32 protein-coding genes are annotated in these 21,177 nt (G+C 63.8%); 31 read left to right on the top strand and 1 reads right to left on the bottom strand.

Annotated elements, in window-relative coordinates; translation table 11 throughout:
* From AC5P7U_RS14500 to AC5P7U_RS14360, 29 genes are all read left to right on the top strand, one after another.
* A partial coding sequence (locus AC5P7U_RS14500) for an EF-Tu C-terminal domain-related protein (protein ID WP_487247787.1) occupies nucleotides 1-141 on the top strand: 141 nt, incomplete at its 5' end.
* A 332-nt stretch (nucleotides 142-473) separates the two neighbouring features.
* Complete coding sequence (gene rpsJ, locus AC5P7U_RS14495; protein WP_005408208.1) at nucleotides 474-785, top strand: 30S ribosomal protein S10; 312 nt, start codon at nucleotides 474-476, stop codon at nucleotides 783-785.
* 11 nt (nucleotides 786-796) lie between these two features.
* A complete protein-coding gene (rplC, locus tag AC5P7U_RS14490; protein WP_004145336.1) occupies nucleotides 797-1,447 on the top strand; it encodes a 50S ribosomal protein L3 in 651 nt (216 codons plus the stop codon).
* 12 nt (nucleotides 1,448-1,459) lie between these two features.
* On the top strand, nucleotides 1,460-2,065 hold the full coding sequence (gene rplD / locus AC5P7U_RS14485) for a 50S ribosomal protein L4 (protein ID WP_004145337.1): 606 nt from the start codon (nucleotides 1,460-1,462) through the stop codon (nucleotides 2,063-2,065).
* Entirely contained in the window at nucleotides 2,062-2,361 is a 300-nt protein-coding gene (gene rplW, locus AC5P7U_RS14480; RefSeq protein ID WP_004145338.1) for a 50S ribosomal protein L23, read from the top strand. The genes rplD and rplW overlap by 4 nt, the downstream gene beginning before the upstream one ends.
* 10 nt (nucleotides 2,362-2,371) lie before the next feature.
* Entirely contained in the window at nucleotides 2,372-3,199 is an 828-nt protein-coding gene (gene rplB / locus AC5P7U_RS14475; RefSeq protein WP_004154484.1) for a 50S ribosomal protein L2, read from the top strand.
* Nucleotides 3,200-3,205: 6 nt separating this feature from the next.
* Nucleotides 3,206-3,475 carry a 30S ribosomal protein S19 gene (rpsS, locus tag AC5P7U_RS14470; protein WP_004154485.1) on the top strand — a complete coding sequence of 90 codons (270 nt, stop codon included), beginning with the start codon at nucleotides 3,206-3,208 and terminating at the stop codon, nucleotides 3,473-3,475.
* A 12-nt stretch (nucleotides 3,476-3,487) separates the two neighbouring features.
* Entirely contained in the window at nucleotides 3,488-3,823 is a 336-nt protein-coding gene (gene rplV / locus AC5P7U_RS14465; protein ID WP_004145348.1) for a 50S ribosomal protein L22, read from the top strand.
* Between the two features lie 18 nt (nucleotides 3,824-3,841).
* Nucleotides 3,842-4,576, top strand: a complete 735-nt coding sequence (rpsC, locus tag AC5P7U_RS14460) for a 30S ribosomal protein S3 (protein WP_004145350.1) — start codon at nucleotides 3,842-3,844, stop codon at nucleotides 4,574-4,576.
* 5 nt (nucleotides 4,577-4,581) lie between these two features.
* Complete coding sequence (rplP, locus tag AC5P7U_RS14455; RefSeq protein ID WP_004154486.1) at nucleotides 4,582-4,995, top strand: 50S ribosomal protein L16; 414 nt, start codon at nucleotides 4,582-4,584, stop codon at nucleotides 4,993-4,995.
* On the top strand, nucleotides 4,995-5,180 hold the full coding sequence (gene rpmC / locus AC5P7U_RS14450; protein WP_004154487.1) for a 50S ribosomal protein L29: 186 nt from the start codon (nucleotides 4,995-4,997) through the stop codon (nucleotides 5,178-5,180). The genes rplP and rpmC overlap by 1 nt, the downstream gene beginning before the upstream one ends.
* 11 nt (nucleotides 5,181-5,191) lie before the next feature.
* Nucleotides 5,192-5,461 (top strand): 30S ribosomal protein S17, encoded by a 270-nt coding sequence (gene rpsQ / locus AC5P7U_RS14445; protein WP_004154489.1) that lies wholly within the window; start codon nucleotides 5,192-5,194, stop codon nucleotides 5,459-5,461.
* 12 nt (nucleotides 5,462-5,473) lie between these two features.
* Nucleotides 5,474-5,842, top strand: a complete 369-nt coding sequence (gene rplN, locus AC5P7U_RS14440; RefSeq protein WP_004145357.1) for a 50S ribosomal protein L14 — start codon at nucleotides 5,474-5,476, stop codon at nucleotides 5,840-5,842.
* A gap of 16 nt (nucleotides 5,843-5,858) precedes the next feature.
* A complete protein-coding gene (gene rplX / locus AC5P7U_RS14435) occupies nucleotides 5,859-6,176 on the top strand; it encodes a 50S ribosomal protein L24 (RefSeq protein WP_004154490.1) in 318 nt (105 codons plus the stop codon).
* An 11-nt stretch (nucleotides 6,177-6,187) separates the two neighbouring features.
* Nucleotides 6,188-6,730: a 50S ribosomal protein L5 gene (gene rplE / locus AC5P7U_RS14430; RefSeq protein WP_004154491.1), complete on the top strand. Its 543-nt coding sequence runs from the start codon at nucleotides 6,188-6,190 to the stop codon at nucleotides 6,728-6,730.
* Between the two features lie 18 nt (nucleotides 6,731-6,748).
* Nucleotides 6,749-7,054, top strand: a complete 306-nt coding sequence (rpsN, locus tag AC5P7U_RS14425) for a 30S ribosomal protein S14 (protein WP_005408209.1) — start codon at nucleotides 6,749-6,751, stop codon at nucleotides 7,052-7,054.
* A gap of 259 nt (nucleotides 7,055-7,313) precedes the next feature.
* Nucleotides 7,314-7,712, top strand: coding sequence for a 30S ribosomal protein S8 (gene rpsH, locus AC5P7U_RS14420; protein ID WP_005408210.1), 399 nt, complete (start codon nucleotides 7,314-7,316; stop codon nucleotides 7,710-7,712).
* An 18-nt stretch (nucleotides 7,713-7,730) separates the two neighbouring features.
* Nucleotides 7,731-8,255 (top strand): 50S ribosomal protein L6, encoded by a 525-nt coding sequence (rplF, locus tag AC5P7U_RS14415; protein WP_197564051.1) that lies wholly within the window; start codon nucleotides 7,731-7,733, stop codon nucleotides 8,253-8,255.
* Between the two features lie 80 nt (nucleotides 8,256-8,335).
* Nucleotides 8,336-8,695 (top strand): 50S ribosomal protein L18, encoded by a 360-nt coding sequence (rplR, locus tag AC5P7U_RS14410; protein ID WP_197564053.1) that lies wholly within the window; start codon nucleotides 8,336-8,338, stop codon nucleotides 8,693-8,695.
* A 161-nt stretch (nucleotides 8,696-8,856) separates the two neighbouring features.
* Nucleotides 8,857-9,399: a 30S ribosomal protein S5 gene (gene rpsE / locus AC5P7U_RS14405; RefSeq protein WP_004154496.1), complete on the top strand. Its 543-nt coding sequence runs from the start codon at nucleotides 8,857-8,859 to the stop codon at nucleotides 9,397-9,399.
* A complete protein-coding gene (rpmD, locus tag AC5P7U_RS14400) occupies nucleotides 9,392-9,583 on the top strand; it encodes a 50S ribosomal protein L30 (RefSeq protein WP_004154497.1) in 192 nt (63 codons plus the stop codon). Before rpsE ends, rpmD begins: the two co-directional genes overlap by 8 nt.
* 6 nt (nucleotides 9,584-9,589) lie before the next feature.
* Entirely contained in the window at nucleotides 9,590-10,033 is a 444-nt protein-coding gene (rplO, locus tag AC5P7U_RS14395) for a 50S ribosomal protein L15 (RefSeq protein WP_004154498.1), read from the top strand.
* 7 nt (nucleotides 10,034-10,040) lie between these two features.
* On the top strand, nucleotides 10,041-11,408 hold the full coding sequence (gene secY / locus AC5P7U_RS14390) for a preprotein translocase subunit SecY (RefSeq protein WP_004154499.1): 1,368 nt from the start codon (nucleotides 10,041-10,043) through the stop codon (nucleotides 11,406-11,408).
* A gap of 347 nt (nucleotides 11,409-11,755) precedes the next feature.
* Entirely contained in the window at nucleotides 11,756-12,112 is a 357-nt protein-coding gene (rpsM, locus tag AC5P7U_RS14385; protein ID WP_004154500.1) for a 30S ribosomal protein S13, read from the top strand.
* Between the two features lie 11 nt (nucleotides 12,113-12,123).
* Nucleotides 12,124-12,513, top strand: a complete 390-nt coding sequence (rpsK, locus tag AC5P7U_RS14380) for a 30S ribosomal protein S11 (protein WP_004145443.1) — start codon at nucleotides 12,124-12,126, stop codon at nucleotides 12,511-12,513.
* Between the two features lie 15 nt (nucleotides 12,514-12,528).
* Entirely contained in the window at nucleotides 12,529-13,158 is a 630-nt protein-coding gene (rpsD, locus tag AC5P7U_RS14375) for a 30S ribosomal protein S4 (RefSeq protein WP_004145446.1), read from the top strand.
* A gap of 56 nt (nucleotides 13,159-13,214) precedes the next feature.
* Complete coding sequence (locus AC5P7U_RS14370) at nucleotides 13,215-14,213, top strand: DNA-directed RNA polymerase subunit alpha (protein WP_004145453.1); 999 nt, start codon at nucleotides 13,215-13,217, stop codon at nucleotides 14,211-14,213.
* A 191-nt stretch (nucleotides 14,214-14,404) separates the two neighbouring features.
* Entirely contained in the window at nucleotides 14,405-14,788 is a 384-nt protein-coding gene (gene rplQ, locus AC5P7U_RS14365; RefSeq protein ID WP_005408217.1) for a 50S ribosomal protein L17, read from the top strand.
* Between the two features lie 184 nt (nucleotides 14,789-14,972).
* The gene (locus AC5P7U_RS14360; RefSeq protein WP_004154504.1) at nucleotides 14,973-15,479 is read left to right on the top strand and encodes a disulfide bond formation protein B; all 507 of its coding nucleotides are present in this window, start codon (nucleotides 14,973-14,975) and stop codon (nucleotides 15,477-15,479) included.
* 45 nt (nucleotides 15,480-15,524) lie between these two features.
* On the opposite strand, the gene AC5P7U_RS14355 is transcribed toward AC5P7U_RS14360, so the two are convergent.
* Nucleotides 15,525-17,654 carry a TonB-dependent receptor gene (locus AC5P7U_RS14355; RefSeq protein WP_004154505.1) on the bottom strand — a complete coding sequence of 710 codons (2,130 nt, stop codon included), beginning with the start codon at nucleotides 17,652-17,654 and terminating at the stop codon, nucleotides 15,525-15,527.
* 220 nt (nucleotides 17,655-17,874) lie between these two features.
* Here AC5P7U_RS14355 and AC5P7U_RS14350 point away from each other — a divergent pair, with 220 nt between their 5' ends.
* On the top strand, nucleotides 17,875-19,266 hold the full coding sequence (locus AC5P7U_RS14350) for a class II 3-deoxy-7-phosphoheptulonate synthase (protein ID WP_049457545.1): 1,392 nt from the start codon (nucleotides 17,875-17,877) through the stop codon (nucleotides 19,264-19,266).
* A 702-nt stretch (nucleotides 19,267-19,968) separates the two neighbouring features.
* Nucleotides 19,969-21,153: a mechanosensitive ion channel family protein gene (locus AC5P7U_RS14345; protein WP_495221226.1), complete on the top strand. Its 1,185-nt coding sequence runs from the start codon at nucleotides 19,969-19,971 to the stop codon at nucleotides 21,151-21,153.
* The last annotated feature ends 24 nt before the right edge of the window (nucleotides 21,154-21,177 follow it).

Genomic DNA, 21,177 nt, shown 5'->3' with positions numbered 1-21,177 from the left:
GAAATGGTGATGCCGGGTGACAACGTCAAGATGGTCGTCACCCTGATCAACCCGGTGGCAATGGACGAAGGCCTGCGCTTCGCCATCCGCGAAGGCGGCCGTACCGTCGGCGCCGGCGTGGTCTCGAAGATCATCGAGTAATCTGGTAGTATCTGCGCCCCGATGTTGCCTGGGTAGGGCATCGGGGCGTATCAAATGGGAAAGCAGGCACAGGATGTGCCTTGTGTTCCCCGGACCAGGAAGGGTCAATGCCATTCAGGCGGCGTCAACAGGCGACTGTTGACAGCTGCCTTGCGTGCCATTATGCTTCTACGTCTGGGCAGGCCGGGAAACTGGTCTGCCTACGTTTTTGAGGTCTATGGAGTGACCTTGGCGGCCTGCAGGAGTGCGGGCCGTCCGTATTCAGGAATTTCATGGGGCAAAGCAACCCAGAGGCTTTGTCTGTCGCTCTTTTAACGAAGGAACCTACCGCCATGGCGGACCAAAAGATCCGGATCCGGCTGAAAGCGTTCGATCATCGTCTGATCGACCGTTCGGCCAGCGAGATCGTTGAAACGGCAAAGCGGACCGGCGCGCAAGTGCGTGGCCCGATCCCGCTGCCGACCAAGATCGAGCGTTACACCGTTCTCGTTTCCCCGCACGTCGACAAGGACGCGCGTGACCAGTACGAGACCCGCACGCACAAGCGCGTGCTCGATATCGTTGACCCGAATGACAAGACCGTGGACGCGCTGATGAAGCTCGAACTGGCTGCCGGCGTCGACGTTCAGATCAAGCTGACCTGAGGACTACGACCATGACGAAGAAGTATTCGTTGGGCTTCGTGGGCCGCAAGGCTGGCATGAGCCGCGTGTTCACTGAAGATGGCCGCTCCATCCCGGTGACCCTGATCGAAGCAACCCCGAACCGCATCGCGCAGATCAAGACCGTCGAAACCGACGGCTACAGCGCCGTGCAGGTGACCGTCGGCGCGCGTCGCGCTGCCCTGGTCAACAAGCCGGAAGCCGGCCACTTCGCCAAGGCGAAGGTGGAAGCGGGTCGTGGCCTGTGGGAATTCCGCGTTGAAGACGCGCAGCTCGGCGATTTCGCCGTTGGCGGCGAAGTCAAGGCGGACATCTTCGAAGTCGGCCAGATCGTCGACGTCCAGGGTGTCACCAAGGGTAAGGGCTTCCAGGGCACCATCAAGCGCCACAACTTCCGTATGGGCGATGCAACCCACGGTAACTCGCTGTCGCATCGCGCGCCGGGTTCGCTGGGTCAGCGCCAGACCCCGGGTCGTGTTTTCCCGGGCAAGAAGATGTCGGGCCACATGGGCGCGGTGCAGCAGAGCACCCAGAACCTGGAAGTGGTCAAGGTCGACGTCGAGCGCGGTCTGATCGCGGTTCGCGGCGCCGTTCCGGGCGCGGCGGGTGGCGACGTGATCGTCCGTCCGGCGAGCAAGGCATAAGGAGAGATGACGATGGAACTCGTTATCACGGGTAGCAACAACAAGGTCTCGGTCTCCGACGCCGTGTTCGGTCGCGATTTCAGCGAAGATCTGGTCCACCAGGTCGTCGTTGCCTACCGCAACGCCGGTCGCGCCGGCACCAAGGCACAGAAGACTCGCTCTGAAGTGGCTGGTACCACCAAGAAGTCGAAGAAGCAGAAGGGCGGCGGCGCGCGTCATGGCGCACTGACGGCTCCGATCTTCGTCGGCGGCGGTGTCACCTTCGCGGCCAAGCCGCGCAGCTTCGAGCAGAAGGTCAATCGTAAGCAGTACCGTGCCGCCATGTGCGCGATCCTGTCCGAGCTGAACCGTCAGGGCCGTCTGACCATCGTGGAGTCCTTCGATGTCGAAGTGACCAACACGAAGGGTCTGATCGCCAAGCTGGCCGGCCTGGAAGTGGGCAAGCGCCCGCTGATCGTCACTGAAGAAGCCTCCGAGCACCTGTACCTGTCCGCCCGCAATCTGCCGTACGTGCAGGTGCGTGACGTGCAGGGTCTGGACCCGGTGTCGCTGGTCGGTGCCGACACGGTCGTCATCACCGCTGACGCGGTCAAGAAGGTCGAGGAGTGGCTGGCATGAACAGCAACGAAAAAATCTTCAGCGTGCTGCGTGCCCCGCGTGTCTCCGAAAAGACCGCGCGCCTGCAGGAACTCTCCAACCAGTATGTCTTCGAAGTTTCGAACGAAGCCACCAAGGCCGATGTAAAGGCCGCGGTTGAGCAGCTGTTCGACGTCAAGGTCGAAGCCGTCAACGTGGTCAACGTCAAGGGCAAGAACAAGTCCTTCCGTAACCGTGCTGGCCGCCGCGGCGATTGGCGCAAGGCGTACGTTCGCCTGGCCGATGGCCAGTCGATCGATGTAACGGCCAAGGCCTGAGGTACATCCCATGCCATTGATGAAATTCAAGCCCACCTCCCCCGGCCGCCGTTCGGCCGTGCGCGTGGTCACCCCCGACCTGCACAAGGGTGCTCCGCACGCCGCACTGGTCGAGTCGCAGAGCCGCTCGGGTGGTCGTAACCACCATGGCCGCATCACCGTGCGTCACGTCGGTGGTGGTGCCAAGCAGCACTACCGCATCATCGACTTCAAGCGCAACAAGCTGGGCATCCCGGCGCGCGTGGAACGCATCGAATACGATCCGAACCGCACCGCCCACATCGCCCTGCTGTGCTACGTCGACGGTGAGCGCCGCTACATCATCGCCCCGAAGGGCCTGAAGGCGGGTGATCAGGTGATCGCCGGTTCGGATGCCCCGATCAAGTCGGGCAACACCCTGCCGCTGCGCAACATCCCGGTCGGTACCACCATCCACTGCATCGAACTGAAGCCGGGCAAGGGCGCTCAGATCGCTCGCGCCGCCGGTGCGGCCGTGCAGCTGGTGGCTCGCGAAGGCATCTACGCCACCCTGCGCCTGCGCTCGGGTGAAATGCGCAAGGTTCCGGTCGAGTGCTGCGCCACCATCGGTGAAGTCGGCAACGACGAGCACAGCCTGGAAAAGCTGGGCAAGGCCGGTGCCAAGCGTTGGCGCGGCGTCCGCCCGACCGTTCGTGGTGCTGCCATGAACCCGGTTGACCATCCGCACGGTGGTGGTGAGGCCAAGGCCGGCCAGGGTAACCCGCATCCGGTCACCCCGTGGGGTGTCCCGACCAAGGGTTACAAGACGCGCCATAACAAGCGCACTCAGCAGTTCATCGTCCGCGATCGTAGGGGCTAATCGACCATGGCACGTTCACTCAAGAAGGGCCCGTTCGTCGATCACCACCTCGTCAAGAAGGTGGAGGCCGCTGCGGGCAGCAAGAAGCCGATCAAGACCTGGTCGCGCCGTTCGATGATCCTGCCTGACATGGTAGGCGTCACCATTGCCGTGCATAACGGCAAGAACCACATCCCGGTTCTCGTCAACGAGAACATGGTCGGCCACAAGCTCGGCGAATTTGCCATCACCCGGACCTTCAAGGGTCACGGTGGTGACAAGAAGTCGGGCAAGTAAGGAGAGATGACAATGGAAGCGAAAGCCATCCTGCGCACTGCGCGCATCTCCCCGCAGAAGGCTCGTCTGGTCGCTGACCAGGTGCGCGGTCTGCCGGCCGAGCGTGCGGTCAACCTGCTGAAGTTCTCGGACAAGAAGGCTGCCCACCTGATCAAGAAGGTGGTGGAGTCGGCAATTGCCAACGCCGAGAACAACCAGGGCGCCGACGTCGACGAGCTGAAGGTTCAGACCATCATGGTTGATGAAGGTCCGACCCTGAAGCGTTTCATGGCGCGGGCGAAAGGCCGCGGTACCCGCATCCTCAAGCGCACCAGCCACATCACTGTGGTTGTGGGCGCCGCCAAGTAAGCGGATAAGGAAAAGACCATGGGTCATAAAGTTCATCCGATTGGTATCCGCCTCGGCATTTCCAAGGACTGGAACTCCAAGTGGTACGCCAACAAGGCCGAGTTCGCTGGTTACCTGGCAGCCGACCTGAAAGTGCGCGAAATGCTGCGCAAGAAGCTGGCTCAGGCCGGCATCAGCAAGATCCTGATCGAGCGTCCGGCCAAGACCGCTCGCGTGACGATCCACACCGCCCGTCCGGGCGTGGTGATCGGCAAGCGCGGTGAGGACATCGAGAAGCTGCGCAAGGAAGTGAGCGAGATGATGGGCGTCCCGGCGCACATCAACGTCACCGAAGTGCGCAAGCCGGAACTGGACGCGCAGCTCGTTGCCGAGTCGATCGCCCAGCAGCTGGAGCGTCGCATCATGTTCCGCCGTGCAATGAAGCGCTCGGTCGGCAACGCGATGCGCCTGGGTGCCCTGGGCATCAAGGTCAACGTGGGTGGCCGCCTCAACGGTGCAGAAATCGCCCGTTCGGAGTGGTACCGCGAAGGCCGCGTGCCGCTGCACACCCTGCGTGCCGACATCGACTATGGCTTCGCTGAAGCCAAGACGACCTACGGCATCATCGGCATCAAGGTCTGGATCTACAAGGGCGAGGTCTTCGATTTCTCCCAGGTTGGCCAGGAAAAGCAGGACGACACCCCGTCGCGCAACGATCGTCACGATCGCGGCGACCGCGGTGACCGTCAGCGCCCGGCCCGTGAAGCGAGGTAACGACAATGTTGCAACCCAAGCGAACCAAGTACCGCAAGGTACACAAGGGCCGTAACGATGGCCTGAGCTGGAGCGCCAACGCTGTCAGCTTCGGCGAGTACGGCCTGAAGGCAACCGCACACGGTCAGCTGACCGCGCGTCAGATCGAAGCGGCCCGCCGCTCGATCAGCCGCTACGTCAAGCGCGGCGGCAAGATGTGGATCCGCGTGTTCCCCGACAAGCCCATCACCAAGAAGCCCATCGAAGTCCGAATGGGTTCTGGTAAGGGTAACGTGGAATACTGGGTGGCCCAGATCCAGCCCGGCCGCATGATCTATGAAATCGAGGGTGTTTCCGAGGAAGTGGCTCGCGAGGCGTTCCGCCTGGCCGCCGCCAAGCTCTCGGTCACCACCACTTTCGTGACCCGTACGGTGCGCTGATGGATATCAAAACTCTCCGTGAAAAGTCGGCTGACGAACTCAAGGCCCACCTGATCGACCTGCGTAAGGAACAGTTCTCTGTCCGTATGCAGCAGGTCACCGGCCAGCTGCCGAAGACCCACGACATTCGCCGGGTCCGTCGCGAGATTGCTCGCGTCAAGACCCTGCTCGGCAGCACGAAGTAAGGATGGCCGCTATGAGCGACAATACTGAAAAGAAGACGCTGCGCACGGTCGAAGGCCGTGTCGTCAGCAACAAGATGGACAAGACGGTTACCGTCCTGGTTGAGCGTCAGGTCAAGCACGCGCTGTACGGCAAGTACATCAAGCGCTCGACGAAGCTGCACGCCCACGATGCCGACAACGCCTGCAAGGAAGGCGATGTCGTCCGCGTGACCGAGATTGCTCCGATGTCCAAGACCAAGAACTGGCGCGTGGTGGAAGTCATCACGCGTGCGGCTGAATAAGGAGTCTGAATCATGATCCAGATGCAGAGCTACCTTGACGTCGCGGACAATTCGGGTGCCAAGCAGGTGATGTGCTTCAAGGTGCTGGGTGGTTCCAAGCGCCGTTACGCCGGCATCGGCGACATCATCAAGGTCACCGTGAAGGATGCGATTCCGCGCGGCAAGGTCAAGAAGGGTGAAGTGTATGACGCCGTCGTGGTGCGTACCCGCAAGGGTGTGCGTCGCGCCGACGGTTCGCTGATCCGCTTCGACGGCAACGCTGCCGTCCTGCTGAACAGCAAGCAGGAGCCGATCGGTACCCGTATCTTCGGGCCGGTGACCCGTGAACTTCGTTCGGAGAAGTTCATGAAGATCGTCTCGCTCGCTCCCGAAGTGCTGTGAGCGACAGGAGATAATCATGGCTAACCGTATCAAGAAGGGCGACCAGGTTGTCGTCAACGCTGGCAAGGACAAGGGCAAGCAGGGCGAAGTCGTCCGCGTCGACGGCGACCGTGTGGTCGTCGCCAACGTGAACATCGTCAAGCGCCACACCAAGCCGAACCCGCAGGCAGGTGTTGCCGGCGGCGTGGTCGAGCGCGAAGCTTCGATCCATATCTCCAACGTGAATGTTCTGAACCCGGCTTCGGGCAAGGGCGAACGCGTTGGCTTCAAGGTGCTGGAGGATGGACGCAAACTGCGTGTGTTCCGCTCCAGCGGTGAGGCGCTCGACGCCTGAGGAATGAGAAGATGAGTTCCCGTCTCGAAAAGTTCTACAAGGACGAAGTGGTGCCGGCGCTGATGAAGCAGTTCGGCTACACCAATCCGATGGAAGTGCCGAAGCTGGTCAAGGTCACCCTGAACATGGGTGTCGGCGAAGCGGCCACCAACAAGAAGATCCTGGAAAACGCCGTCGGCGACATGACCAAGATTTCCGGCCAGAAGCCGGTTGTCACCAAGTCGCGTGTGTCGGTTGCGTCGTTCAAGATCCGCGATGGTTGGCCGATCGGCTGCAAGACCACGCTGCGTCGCCACAAGATGTACGAGTTCCTGGATCGCCTGATCAACATCTCGCTGCCGCGCGTGCGCGACTTCCGTGGTGTTTCCGGTCGTTCCTTCGACGGCCGCGGCAACTTCAACATGGGTGTGAAGGAGCAGATCATCTTCCCGGAAATCGACTTCGACGCCGTCGACGCGATCCGCGGTATGGATATCGCCATCACCACCACTGCGAAGACCGACGCGGAAGCGAAGGCGCTGCTGGCAGCGTTCAAGTTCCCGTTCCGTAACTGATCCGTCGAGGAAACCGAAATGGCAAAGACCTCCATGGTCAACCGCGACATCAAGCGGGAAAAGCTGGCAAAGAAGTACGCTGAAAAGCGTGCGGCTCTGAAGAAGATCGTGTCCTCCGTGGACGCGACCTACGAAGAGAAGATCGACGCCGCAACCAAGCTGGCCAAGCTGCCGCGCGATTCGTCGCCGAGCCGCCAGCGCAACCGTTGCGAGCTGTCGGGTCGTCCGCGTGGCGTGTACAGCAAGTTCGGCCTCGGCCGCAACAAGCTGCGCGAAGCCACCATGCGCGGCGACGTCCCGGGTCTGCGCAAGGCCAGCTGGTAATCCCAGCCGGTCCTGCGATCAGGAGCCCCTTCGGGGGTTCCTGAACCGGGGCAGGGGAGGCGTTCAGCCTTCCCTGAGCAAAAAAACCGAAGAGCCCGGCGCAAGCCGGGCTCTTTTGGCGTATACTCCCGCGTCTTGCCCTGTGCAAACGGGGTTGCAGGAGCGGGTCTGTGGCCCGCTGCATCAAGGGACCTGGCCCGTTTCCAGGAGACAACAGATTTTCGCGAAAGCGGATATCGGTGCACTCAAAGGTACTCATATGAGCATGACTGATCCCATCGCCGACCTGCTGGTTCGCATCAAGAATGCGGCCGCGGTTGGCAAGCAGACGGTGAAAGCCCCGTCGTCCAAGATCAAGGTTGCGATCGCCCAGGTCCTGAAGGACGAGGGTTACATCACCGACCTGCGCGTGACCCAGCTGGAAAACAACAAGTCCGAGCTGGAAATCGTGCTGAAGTATTTCGAAGGCAAGCCGGTCATCGCGACCCTGAAGCGCTTCTCGCGTTCGGGCCTGCGCCAGTACCGCGGCAAGAGCGAGCTGCCGAAGGTCATGAACGGCCTGGGTATCTCCATCATTTCCACCTCCAAGGGCATCATGACTGATGCGCAGGCGCGCCAGCTGGGCGTCGGCGGCGAAGTCCTGTGCTTCGTGGCCTAAGGCGAGAGGAGTAGAACTATGTCCCGCGTAGCCAAGAAGCCCGTCACCCTGGGCAAGGTTGAACTGAACGTCCAGGCCGAATCGGTCACCGTCAAGGGCCCGAAGGGCACCCTGTCGCTGGTCAAGCCGGCCGGTATTGCCATCAACGTCGACAGCGGCGTTGCCACCCTGAGCACCGAGAACGCCGACCTGGTCGCGCTGACCGGTACCGTGCGCGCGATCCTGGCCAACATGGTCAAGGGCGTGTCCGAAGGCTTCGAGCGCAAGCTGGAGCTGGTCGGCGTGGGTTACCGTGCTGCCATGCAGGGCAAGGACCTGAGCCTGTCGCTCGGTTTCTCGCATCCGGTCGTGTTCGTGGCGCCGGAAGGCATCACCATCTCCACCCCGACCCAGACCGAGATCCTGGTCCAGGGCGCTGACAAGCAGGTCGTCGGTGAAGTCGCCGCCAAGATCCGTGCGTTCCGCAAGCCGGAGCCGTACAAGGGCAAGGGCGTGAAGTACTCCGACGAAGTCATCATCCGTAAGGAAGCCAAGAAGGCGTAAGCGCGAGTCCCTCGCAAGAGCCCGCACATCCTTGTGCGGACTCCTCAGGGAAAAGCCCAACCTTCAGCTTTCAAGGAATAATCAAAATGAACAAGAACATCGCCCGCCTGCGTCGCGCCAAGTCGACCCGTGCCCACATCCGTGAGCTCGGCGTCGCCCGCCTGTCGGTGCTGCGCACCGGCCAGCACCTGTACGCCCAGGTCTTCACCGCTGACGGTTCGAAGGTGCTGGCTGCCGCCAACACCACCCAGACCGACGTCAAGGAAGGCCTGAAGAACGGCAAGAACGCCGATGCCGCTGCCAAGGTCGGCCGCATCGTTGCCGAGCGCGCCAAGGCCGCCGGCATCGAGAAGGTTGCCTTCGATCGTTCGGGCTACCGCTACCACGGCCGCATCAAGGCCCTGGCAGAAGCCGCCCGCGAAGCCGGCCTGCAGTTCTAAGGGACAAGGGCAGGGGGCCGATGGCCTCCTGCCTGCCTGCTCGCCAGCCTGAGTGAGGCTGGACGGCGCCGCTCTTCTGCAGCGGTCCACCGGAACAACGCGTCACTCCACAACCATAAGCGGCCTCGAGCCGTACATACCCAAACAACCAAGGAATCAACATGGCAGAAGAGCGTCAGCAGCGGGGTCGCGATCGCGACCGTAACCGCGAAGAGAAGATCGACGACGGCATGATCGAAAAGCTGGTCGCGGTCAACCGCGTCAGCAAGACCGTCAAGGGTGGCCGCCAGTTCACCTTCACCGCCCTGACCGTGGTCGGCGACGGCGAAGGCAAGGTCGGTTTCGGTTATGGCAAGGCCCGCGAAGTGCCGGTCGCCATCCAGAAGTCGATGGAGCAGGCGCGCAAGAACCTGGTCAGCGTTGACCTGAACAACGGCACCCTGTGGCACACCATCAAGGATGGTCACGGCGCAGCCCGCGTGTTCATGCAGCCGGCTTCGGAAGGTACCGGCGTCATCGCCGGCGGTGCCATGCGCGCCGTGCTGGAAGCGGTTGGCGTGAAGAACGTGCTGGCCAAGGCCACCGGTTCGCGCAACCCGATCAATCTGGTGCGCGCCACCGTGAAGGGCCTGGCTGCTGCGCAGTCGCCGGCCCGCATCGCGGCCAAGCGTGGCAAGAAGGTGGAGGAACTCAACCATGGCTAATGAGTCCAACAAGACTGTGAAGGTCCGCCTGGTGCGTGGCCTGCGTGGCACCCAGTCGCGTCACCGCCTGTCGGTGCGTGCCCTGGGCCTGAACAAGCTCAACGATGTGCGTGAACTGAAGGACAGCCCGCAGGTTCGCGGCCTGATCAACACCGTTCACTACCTCGTCAAGGTTGAGGAGTAATCGATCATGACTCTGCGTCTCAATGAACTGAGCCCGGCACCGGGCGCCCGCACCGAGCGCACCCGCGTCGGTCGCGGTATCGGCTCGGGCCTGGGCAAGACTGCCGGCCGCGGCCACAAGGGTTCGTTCGCCCGTAAGGGTGGCGGCAAGATCAAGGCTGGCTTCGAAGGCGGCCAGACCCCCATGCAGCGTCGTCTGCCGAAGATCGGCTTCCGTTCGCCGATCGCCAAGGACACCGCTGAAGTGCTGCTGTACGCGCTGGACAAGCTGCCGGCCGGTGAGATCGACTTCGCCGCCCTGCGTGCTGCCAAGCTGGTCCCGAGCACCGCAAAGAAGGCCAAGGTCGTCGTCAAGGGCGAAGTGACCAAGGCGTTCACCCTGAAGGGTATTGCTGCCACGGCTGGCGCCAAGGCCGCAATCGAAGCTGCCGGCGGCAGCGTAACGGAGTAAGAAAATCATGGCGCAAGCTGGCATCGGTAACCTCGCGGGCGGAATGGGCAAGTTCACTGAACTTCGCCAACGTTTGCTGTTCGTCGTCGGGGCTTTGATCGTCTATCGCATCGGCTGCTACGTGCCGGTGCCGGGCGTCAATCCCGATGCCATGCTTGCCATGATGCAACAGCAGGGCGGCGGCATCGTGGACATGTTCAACATGTTCTCGGGCGGCGCCCTGCACCGTTTCAGCATTTTTGCGCTGAACGTGATGCCGTACATTTCGGCATCGATCGTGATGCAGCTGGCCGTGCACATCTTCCCCGCCCTGAAGGCGATGCAGAAGGAAGGTGAGTCCGGTCGCCGCAAGATCACCCAGTATTCGCGCATCGGCGCCGTGCTGCTGGCAGTGGTGCAGGGCGGCTCGATCGCGCTGGCCCTGCAGGGCCAGGTCTCGCCGTCGGGCGCTCCGGTCGTGTACGCACCGGGCATGGGCTTCGTGCTCACCGCCGTGGTCGCGCTGACCGCCGGTACCATGTTCCTGATGTGGGTCGGTGAACAGGTCACCGAGCGCGGCATCGGCAACGGCGTGTCGCTGATCATCTTCGCCGGTATCGTGGCCGGCCTGCCGGGTGCGGTCATCCACACCTTCGACGCCTACCGCGACGGCAACATCCAGTTCATCCAGCTGCTGCTGATCGCCATCGTCGTGCTCGCTTTCACCTTCTTCGTGGTGTTCGTCGAGCGTGGCCAACGCCGGATCACGGTCAACTACGCGCGCCGCCAGGGCGGTCGCAACGCGTACATGAACCAGACCTCGTTCCTGCCGCTGAAGCTCAACATGGCCGGCGTCATCCCGGCGATCTTCGCCTCGAGCCTGCTGGCCTTCCCGGCCACCCTGGCCATGTGGTCCGGCCAGGCCGCCAACCAGAGCAGCTTCGGCCAGATCCTGCAGAAGGTCGCCAATGCCCTGGGCCCGGGCGAGCCGCTGCACATGATCGTGTTCGCCGCGCTGATCACCGGTTTCGCGTTCTTCTATACCGCGCTGGTGTTCAACTCGCAGGAAACCGCCGACAACCTGAAGAAGTCGGGCGCACTGATCCCGGGCATCCGTCCGGGCAAGGCGACCGCCGACTACATCGACGGCGTGCTGACCCGCCTGACCGCGGCCGGCTCGGCGTACCTGGTGATCGTCTGCCTGCTGCCGGAACTGATGCGCACGCAGCTGAACGCCTCGTTCTACTTCGGCGGTACTTCGCTGCTGATCGTGGTGGTGGTGGTGATGGACTTCATCGCCCAGGTGCAGGCGCACCTGATGTCGCACCAGTACGAGAGCCTGCTGAAGAAGGCCAACCTGAAGGGCGGCAACCGCGGCGGTTTTGCCCGCGGCTGATAGGCCTGTTATACTTTCGTCTTCCTGACGTGATGGTCCCTCCGCTTCGCGGACTCCGGCCACACAAACGAAGGGCGGCCCCCGCAGCGGTTCCGGGTGGGGGTGTGATGAGGTGGTCCCGCGCTGGAGTAGCGCGGGCGGTCCCGGGGGAAACCCCAGGTCCAACCCTATCCGGCGCCGGAGCCTGGGCACACTCCCCAGGCCGGGCTCATGAAACCAATGGTTTCACGGGCTTCCATGTAAACCGGAACCTTGTTAGTATCGCTAGTTCACTTTTTTGATCCATCCTGCCGGATTGGCGTGCCCGAGGCGCGCTGTCGGCCATCACTCAGCTGGAGAACCGCGTCATGGCGCGTATTGCAGGCGTCAACCTGCCAGCCCAGAAGCACGTCTGGGTCGGGTTGCAAAGCATTTACGGCATCGGCCGTACCCGTTCGAAGAAGGTCTGCGAAGTCGCAGGCGTTGCTTCGACCACCAAGATCCGCGATCTGTCGGAGCCGGAAATCGAGCGCCTGCGCGCCGAAGTCGGCAAGTACATCGTGGAAGGCGATCTGCGCCGTGAAATCGGTATCGCGATCAAGCGCCTGATGGACCTGGGCTGCTACCGCGGCCTGCGTCACCGTCGTGGCCTCCCGCTGCGTGGCCAGCGCACCCGTACCAACGCCCGCACCCGCAAGGGTCCGCGCAAGGCGATCAAGAAGTAAGGGACTGAGAAATGGCTAAGCCCGCTGCTAAGACCAAGAAGAAGATCAAGCGCGTCGTCACCGACGGCGTTGCCCACGTCCACGCTTCGTTCAACAACACCATCGTCACCATCACCGACCGCCAGGGCAACGCTCTGTCGTGGGCGACCTCCGGTGGCGCTGGCTTCCGCGGTTCGCGCAAGTCGACCCCGTTCGCTGCCCAGGTGGCTGCTGAAAAGGCCGGTCGTGCTGCGCTGGACTACGGCGTGAAGTCGCTGGAAGTCCGCATCAAGGGCCCGGGTCCGGGCCGTGAGTCGGCCGTGCGTTCGTTGAACAACGTCGGCTACAAGATCACCAACATCATCGACGTGACGCCTATCCCGCACAACGGGTGCCGTCCGCCGAAGAAGCGTCGCGTCTAAAGGGAGCGATAAGAAATGGCTCGTTATATCGGTCCTACCTGTAAGCTCGCCCGTCGCGAAGGCGCCGACCTGTCCCTGAAGAGCCCGGCGCGCGCGCTGGACTCGAAGTGCAAGCTGGAGCAGAAGCCCGGCCAGCACGGCGCCACTGCCCGCAAGGGCAAGCTGTCCGACTACGCCACCCAGCTGCGTGAAAAGCAGAAGGTCAAGCGTATCTACGGCCTGCTGGAGCGTCAGTTCCGCAACTACTACAAGAAGGCCTCGACCAAGAAGGGCAACACCGGCGAGAACCTGCTGCAGCTGCTGGAAACCCGCCTGGACAACGTCGTCTACCGCATGGGCTTCGCCGTGACCCGTCCGGCTGCCCGTCAGCTGGTGTCGCACCGCGGCGTCACCGTGAATGGCAAGTCGGTCAACCTGGCTTCGTACCAGGTCAAGGCTGGCGATGCCATCGCTCTGTCTGAAAAGGCTGCCAAGCAGCTGCGCGTTCAGGAAGCCCTGACCGTCGCCGCCCAGCATGACCTGAGCCCGTCGTGGGTTGAAGTGGATTCCGGCAAGTTCACCGGCATCTTCAAGGCTGTTCCGGATCGTTCGGATCTGCCTGCGGACATCAACGAAGCGCTGATCGTCGAGCTGTATTCGAAGTAATTCATCATTGGAGAGCCCCCGGCGACGGCCGGGGGTTCACTAGGAGAACCCGCAACATGACGGTTACCGCCAACCAGGTTCTGCGTCCTCGCGGTCCGCAGATCGAACGCCTTACCGACACCCGTGCAAAGGTCGTTATCGAACCTTTGGAGCGGGGTTACGGGCATACGCTGGGCAATGCCCTGCGTCGCGTGCTGCTGTCGTCCATCCCGGGCTTCGCCATCACGGAAGTCGAAATCGACGGCGTGTTGCATGAGTACACCACGGTCGAAGGTCTGCAGGAGGACGTGCTCGAAGTCCTGCTGAACCTGAAGGACGTGGCCATCCGTATGCACTCCGGCGACAGCGCCACCCTGTCCCTGTCCAAGCAGGGCCCGGGCGTTGTCACCGCTGCCGACATCAAGGTCGACCACAATGTGGAGATCCTGAACGGCGACCACGTGATCTGCCACCTGACCAAGGACACGGCAGTGAACATGCGTCTGAAGATCGAACGTGGTTTCGGCTACCAGCCGGCTGCCGCGCGTCGTCGTCCGGACGAAGAAACCCGAGCCATCGGCCGCCTGGTCCTGGATGCCTCGTTCTCGCCGGTCCGCCGCGTCGCCTATGCCGTGGAAGCGGCCCGCGTCGAACAGCGTACCGACCTGGACAAGCTGGTCATCGATATCGAGACCAACGGCACCATCGACGCCGAGGAAGCCGTGCGCACCGCCGCCGACATCCTCAGCGACCAGCTGTCGGTGTTCGGTGACTTCACCCACCGCGACCGCGGTGCGGCCAAGCCGGCCAACAACGGCGTGGATCCGGTGCTGCTGCGCCCGATCGACGATCTGGAGCTGACCGTGCGTTCGGCCAACTGCCTGAAGGCCGAAAGCATCTACTACATCGGCGATCTGATCCAGAAGACCGAAGTGGAGCTGCTGAAGACCCCGAACCTGGGCAAGAAGTCGCTCACCGAGATCAAGGAAGTGCTGGCTCAGCGCGGCCTGTCCCTCGGCATGAAGCTGGAGAACTGGCCGCCGGCCGGCGTCGCCAGCCACGGCATGCTGGGCTGATATCGGTAATGCCTGGAGGCTCCACCGGCAACGGTGGAGCCTTCAACGCCACACAACATGCCACGACGAACCCCAGGTTCGCGCGGCAGGTCGTCCAGGACGGGCGGCCAGGACCATCCGCAGTCCGCGCAGCAACGCCAGGATGGCGACAACGATCCGCACAGCCTCATCATTAACCAAGGAACATCACCATGCGTCACCAGAAGTCTGGCCGTAAGTTCAGCCGTACCAGCGCCCACCGCGAAGCGATGTTCAAGAACATGGCCGCCTCGCTGTTCAAGCACGAGCTGATCAAGACCACCCTGCCGAAGGCCAAGGAACTGCGCCGCGTTGCCGAGCCGCTGATCACCCTGGCCAAGGTCGACTCCGTCGCCAACCGCCGTCTGGCCTTCGCCCGCCTGCGCGACAACGAAGCCGTGGGCAACCTGTTCACCATCCTGGGCCCGCGCTACGCGAACCGTCCGGGCGGCTACCTGCGCCTGCTGAAGTGCGGCTTCCGCGCCGGCGACAATGCACCGATGGCCTACGTCGAGCTGGTTGACCGTCCGGTCGTGGCCGAGGAAGTGGCCGAGTAATCGGACCGCTCCAACGCGACACAGCGAAAGCCCGGCCTCTGCCGGGCTTTTGCGTTTCCGGGCTTGCCGGACGCTACGCGGCGAGCCGCGCAAGCCACACCGTTCCGACAGGCGTCACCTGTGGCGGTTCGAATGGCGTGCACTGTCGGTTACGCTTGACGCCTGATCCATTCGAGCGTTGACGATGAATCCACTGCGCTGGCCCTTCCGCGCCCAGTTCTTCCTGGGCTTCCTGATCTGTGCGGGCCTGCTGGGCTACGCGATCTTCCTGCAGTTGAAGATGGGCCTGGAACCGTGCCCGCTGTGCATCTTCCAACGCCTGGCATTCGCCGCGCTGGGCCTGCTGTTCCTGATCGGCGCGCTGCACGGGCCGTCCAACCGCCCCGGCCGCGCGACCTATGGCGTACTGGCCTTCATCGCCGCCGCGGTGGGTGTCGGCATCGCCGCGCGCCACGTCTACGTGCAGATGCTGCCGCCGGAGATGGGCGCGACCTGCGGCCCGCCGCTGAGCTTCCTGCGCGAGACCATGGGGCCGCTGGAAGTGTTCCGCACGGTGCTGACCGGTACCGGCAACTGCGGCAACATCGACTGGACCTTCCTGGGCCTGACCATGCCGATGTGGTCGGGGGTGTGGTTCGTGCTGCTGGCGCTGTGGGCGCTGCTGGTGTCGCTGCGCAAGGTCAAGCGCTGAAGCAAGGTAATGCCGGCCAGCGGCCGGCACTACCACGGTCCGTCCTCAGAAGTCCTGCTGCAGGCTCAGGTAGGCGCCGCGGCGCGGGCCCCACTGCGGGGCGAACACGCCGACGCCGCCGCCATCGCGCAGCTGGTAGCTGCGATCCAGTGCATTGATCAGCGCCAGCTGCACATGCAGCGGATGGCCGCTGTCGGCGTTGAAGTCGTGGCCTGCGCTGAGATTGACCTGCAGGTACGACGGCAGCTCGCCGCCATTGGGCACCCCTTCCATGTCCGAGCGCAGGCCGCTGCCGAACACGTAGTTGGCACCGATCCGGTTGTGGCCCGCGAAGGCGTAGCTGAAGCCGCCCGACGACGTCAGCTTCTGGTCGTGGTCGAGGTGGATCCAGTGGTCGGCCACGTAAGCCAGGGCCTCCGGATCCAGGTTGTACTGCCCGGTGATGACGTCGGTACCGATGGCCTTGTTCAGGGCAGCATTGAAGTAGGCGCTGAACGGCCCGTTGCTGTAGTCGGCACTGAACTCCAGGCCGCGGATGTGGCCGCGACGATAGTTGAACGTGGAATAGATGTAGGCGGCGCCGAACTGGCCTTCGTCCTGCAGGCGTGCGACGCGTCGGTCGTACGCATCCAGGCCCAGCGTGAGGTGTTCACCCAGCTGCTGCGAGACACCGATGTCGTAGTAGTCGCTGCGTTCGGCCAGCGGAATGTTGTTGCCGCCACTGGGCTGCTGGTTGGTGGTGCCGTCGTAGAGGGCGATGTCGCTGCTGGCGATCAGCTCGCTGGCCGGAGGCGTGAAATAGCGGGAGTAGCCGGCGTGCACGGTGGTGCTGTCGCTGGCATTCCAGACCACGCCCACGCGCGGGCTGAGCTGGCCCTCGGTGCGCCCAAACGCCTTGTAGCGATCACCGCGCAGGCCGTAGTTGACGGTCCAGTCGTCGCCGATCTTCCATTCATCCTGCACGTACAACGCCAGCGTGCTGGCGTGGAAGGCGCTGCGATCGGGTATCAGCCGCGGCGTAGTGCTGGACTGCTGGCCGGCGTCGTCGACCGGGAACACCCAGCTGTTGTTGCTGGCCCGCGCGTTCTCGTAGTTGCCGTACAGGCCGTAGCGCAGCGTGTGGTCGTTGCCGAGCGGCGTGGAGAAGTCGGCCTGCAGGGTGTTCGCGCGGTTGCTGCGCTGGACCTGTGAGGCGACGCCGCTGAACACCAGGTCGCCGACCACGTCCGGGTTGAATCCCACATCGCTGTAACGCTGCCCGGCCGAGAGCTGGTAGGCGGTGCTACCCAGCGTGCCCTGCAGCACCAGCATGCCGAAGCGGGTGGTCTCGCGCTGGGTCTCATCCAGCTGGCTGGAGTCGAAGGTGGTAGTGGTGTCGAGATAGCCGAACTGCGGTGTCTGGCCCGGATTGACCGGGATCTGGAAGCGGTTGTTGGCGAAGCCGGCGAACACGCTCAGCCGGGTGTTGTCGTTGACCAGGTAGGTCAGGTCGGCGAAGGCCTTGCCCTGGTGGGTGTCGTCGTGCAGCGGCTTGCGGGAGCTGGTCGGATTCTCCAGGCCGACCTCGTTCTGGTCGTAGTTGCCGGTCAGGAACCAGCTCCAGCGGCCCTGGTTGCCCCACCACGAGGCATTCGGATTGACCTTGCCAAACGAGCCGGCAGTGAGGCCCGCGCTGCCTCCATTGCCAAGTTCGGCGCCATTGCGCGTAGTGATGTCGACCACCGCAGCAGTACGTTCGCCGAACTGTGCCGGCAGCGCCCCGTCCATCAGGCGGATGCTCTTGATGGTGCGGGCATCCAGGGTCTGGCCGAAGCCGGAGATCGACTCGGGCAGCAGCACGCCGTTGATGCGGTACTGCAGGTTGGCGTGGTCGCCGCGTACGTGCACGCCGCCATAGGAATCCTGGACCACACCCGGGGCCTGCAGCAGCACCTGGCTGAGCGGCGCGGAGGCACCCAGCGGCTGCTTCTGGATGTCCTCGGCGGTGATCTGGTACTGGCTGCTGCCGATGTCCGGCGACAGCATGTTGCGGGCCTGGTCGAGCTGGGCGTGGACGGTCACAGCGTCCAGATCCTTGACCGACGCGGAGGTGTCGTCGGCAGCAGCGGCGAAGGCGGGCAGGCTGGCCAGAGCCAGGACGAGGGTGATGCCGGTAGCGAGCAGGGAGGGCTTCATGGCGATGGGCTGTGGAAGGGGCCGGTCGGGGTATGTGGAGTGTTACTTCGTAACAGTGCGTGGCGAATCATGCGCCTGTCCGGGGGGCCGCGGCCATGCGGTATTTGGCCGATCGCGATGCCCTTTCCCCGGCGTTCAGACATGTGCAGAGCGCGGCCGGGCCTTTGCGACAGCGGTCGGCTCTGCGACCATGAACGTCCCCCACCTCCGGAAGTCTGCAATGAGCCTGTCCGCCGTTTCGCCCGTTCCCGATCCTGCCGCGACCGCTGCCGGCGCTGCGTGGTCGCCGGAAAGCTGGCGTGGCAAGACCGCGCTGCAGATGCCGACCTACCCGGACCCGGTGGCGCTGGATGCGGCCCTGCATGAGCTGAAGCGACTGCCGCCGCTGGTCACCTCGTGGGAGATCCTGGCGTTGAAGCAGCAGCTGGCCGAGGCGCAGGAGGGCAAGCGCTTCCTGTTGCAGGGGGGCGACTGCGCCGAGAATTTCAGCGACTGCGAATCGGGCACCATTTCCAACCGGTTGAAGGTGCTGCTGCAGATGAGCCTGGTGCTGGTGCACGGCCTGCGCCAGCCGGTGATCCGCGTCGGCCGCTTCGCCGGCCAGTACGCCAAGCCGCGTTCGGCCGACACCGAAACCCGCGATGGCGTGACCCTGCCCAGCTACCGTGGCGACGTGATCAATGCGCCGGCGTTCACCGAGGCGGCGCGCCTGCCGGACCCGAAGCGGATGCTGCAGGCCCACGCGCATTCGGCGATGACGATGAACTTCGTGCGGGCGCTGATTGACGGTGGTTTCGCCGACCTGCATCACCCCGAGTACTGGAACCTGGAGTGGGTAAGCCACTCGCCGCTGGCCGCCGAGTACCAGAAAATGGTGGCCTCGATCGGCGATGCGGTGCACTTCATGGAGACCCTGGCCGGGGCCCGCGTGCACAACCTCAACCGCATCGATTTCTACACCTCGCACGAAGCGCTGCTGCTGCCCTACGAACAGGCGCTGACGCGCCAGGTGCCGCGTCAGCAGGGCTGGTTGAACCTGAGCACGCATTACCCGTGGATCGGCATGCGCACCGCTGCGCTCGATGGCGCGCACGTGGAGTACCTGCGCGGCGTGCGCAACCCGATCGCGATCAAGGTGGGCCCGTCGGTGACGCCGGACCAGCTGCTGCGCCTGATCGATGTGCTGAACCCGCATGATGAACCCGGCCGCCTGAGCTTCATCCATCGCATGGGTGCGGCGCAGATTGCCGGGAAGCTGCCGCCGCTGCTGGACGCGGTCAAGCGTGACGGTCGCCGTGTGCTGTGGGTATGCGATGCGATGCATGGCAATACCGAGAGCACGGCCAATGGTTTCAAGACGCGTCGCTTCGACAACGTGCGCGGCGAAGTGGAGATGTCGTTCGACCTGCATGCGGCCGCAGGCACGCGCCTGGGCGGCGTGCACCTGGAGCTGACCGGCGAGGATGTGACCGAGTGCACCGGTGGCGCGCGCGAGTTGACCGAGCGCGATCTGGAGCGTGCGTATCGTTCGACGGTGGACCCGCGGTTGAACTACGAGCAGTCGCTGGAGATCGCGATGGCGATCGTGCGCAAGCAGGAGCAGGTGCGGTAAGGGTTTTTCGGCAGGGCTTGCAGCCCTGCACCTGCTGCAATCCAGAGCAACTTCAAAAGCCTGCTATCCGTGGGATGGCGGGGCGGTGTGGGTGGTCAGGACACGCCGTAAACCCCCCTCCGGGGTCCGGCCCAGCCGCTGGCGGCTGTGCGTTCGGGCGCTTGCGAAGCAGTGCTTCGCAAGCAAAGCGCCCTCACCCATGGGGGCTCAATGGCGCCATCCATGGCGCCAACGGTCCTGCCCACCCACACCGCCCCACCTCTGACAGATCCCTGCGATCTGTTGGTGGGTGCCGACCGTTGGTCGGCACATCTGTCAGATATCGAATGAATTCATCCACGCATGGCGTGGATCTACTGGCAACGCCGGCTGTTGGTAGGTGTCGACCTTGGTCGACACGATTTTTCTGTCAGATATCGATATTCAAAATTGGATCCGACCCCGTGCCGACCAACGGTCGGCACCCACCATCAGCAGCAGGTTCCGACAGATCGCGGAAAACTGTCGAAGGCGGGGTGGGTCCGGTTGAGGGGGCGTGAGCCGCATGGATGCGGCGACCGAGCTTACATGGACGTACTTGCAGCGTCCCCCTCAACCGGATCCACCCCGCCATCCCTCAGGAAACCCGCCTTTGACGTTGACGTTGACGTTGACGTTTGCGGGTTCAGGGTGCCAACCCTGCATACAACACGCTCATGCGCCATGCGCGACCCTGTCCATTCGCGTGTTCGAGTGGAGGTGGCAAGCGTGCATTGGCAGCACATGCAGGCGTATGCGTGGCCGTTGGGACTGGCGCTGGTGATCGGCGGCATCGGTGCCTGGGTGATCCTGTGGATCTATCACCGGCTGAAAGGGCGCGATCGGCGCCGTGCGCGCATCGGCCGTGTGCTCGGCCTGCCATTGGCCACGGCATTGCCGCTGCTGCTGCTGATTCCCGCGCTGCAGGCGACGCCATTGCAGGATCCGCTGCTGGGCAATCTGCAACGGGTGCTGCATATCAGCCTGGTGGCGTGTTTCATCTGGCTGCTGGTGCGCGGTGTCAGTGCCATCGAGCGCGCCATCCTGCGCAGCAATCCCATCGATGTAGCCGACAACCTGGAAGCGCGCCGCATCCAGACCCAGACCCGTGTGCTCAGCCGGGTGATCATGGGCGGCATCATCGTCCTCGGCGCCTCGCTGGTGCTGCTGCAGTTCGACATGGTGGCGAAGATCGGTTCGGCGCTGCTGGCGTCGGCCGGCCTGATCGGCCTGGTGGCAGGTATCGCGGCCAAGCCGGTGTTCGGCAACCTGATCGCCGGCCTGCAGATCGCCGTGACCCAGCCGATCCGCCTCGATGACGTGGTGATCGTGGAGGGCGAGTGGGGGCGCATCGAGGAGATCGGCAGCAGCTACGTGGTGGTGCGCATCTGGGATGAGCGCCGGATGGTGGTGCCGCTGACCTGGTTCATCGAGAACCCGTTCCAGAACTGGACACGGCGCAGTGCCGACCTGCTTGGCACGGCTTTCCTGTGGCTGGACTACCGGGCACCGATCGCTGCGATCCGCGCCGAGCTGGAGCGCATCTGCCGCGGTGAGGCGCTGTGGGATGGCCGTGTCTGCGTGACCCAGGTGACCGAGACCAGCGAGCGTGCGATCCAGGTGCGGCTGCTGGTCAGTGCGCGCAGCTCCGGCGATGCCTTCGACCTGCGCTGCCTGGTGCGCGAACGCATGCTCGATTTCCTCGCCCGCGAACACCCGCAGTCGCTGCCGCAGGTGCGCGCACGTGTACAGCACGATGATGAGCTGGACATGCCACGGGGACCGCGTACGCGGACCGCGGATGTGCGGTCGCCGGGCGCGGAGGATGGCGAGGCGGCGATCGTGCCGGTGAATTCCTTGGACCGGTAGTGCCGGGCGCTGGCCGGCATCTGC

This window comes from Stenotrophomonas sp. YJH_SMC_57 (assembly GCF_059369755.1).
This window is presented reverse-complemented; position numbering and strand designations above follow the sequence as displayed.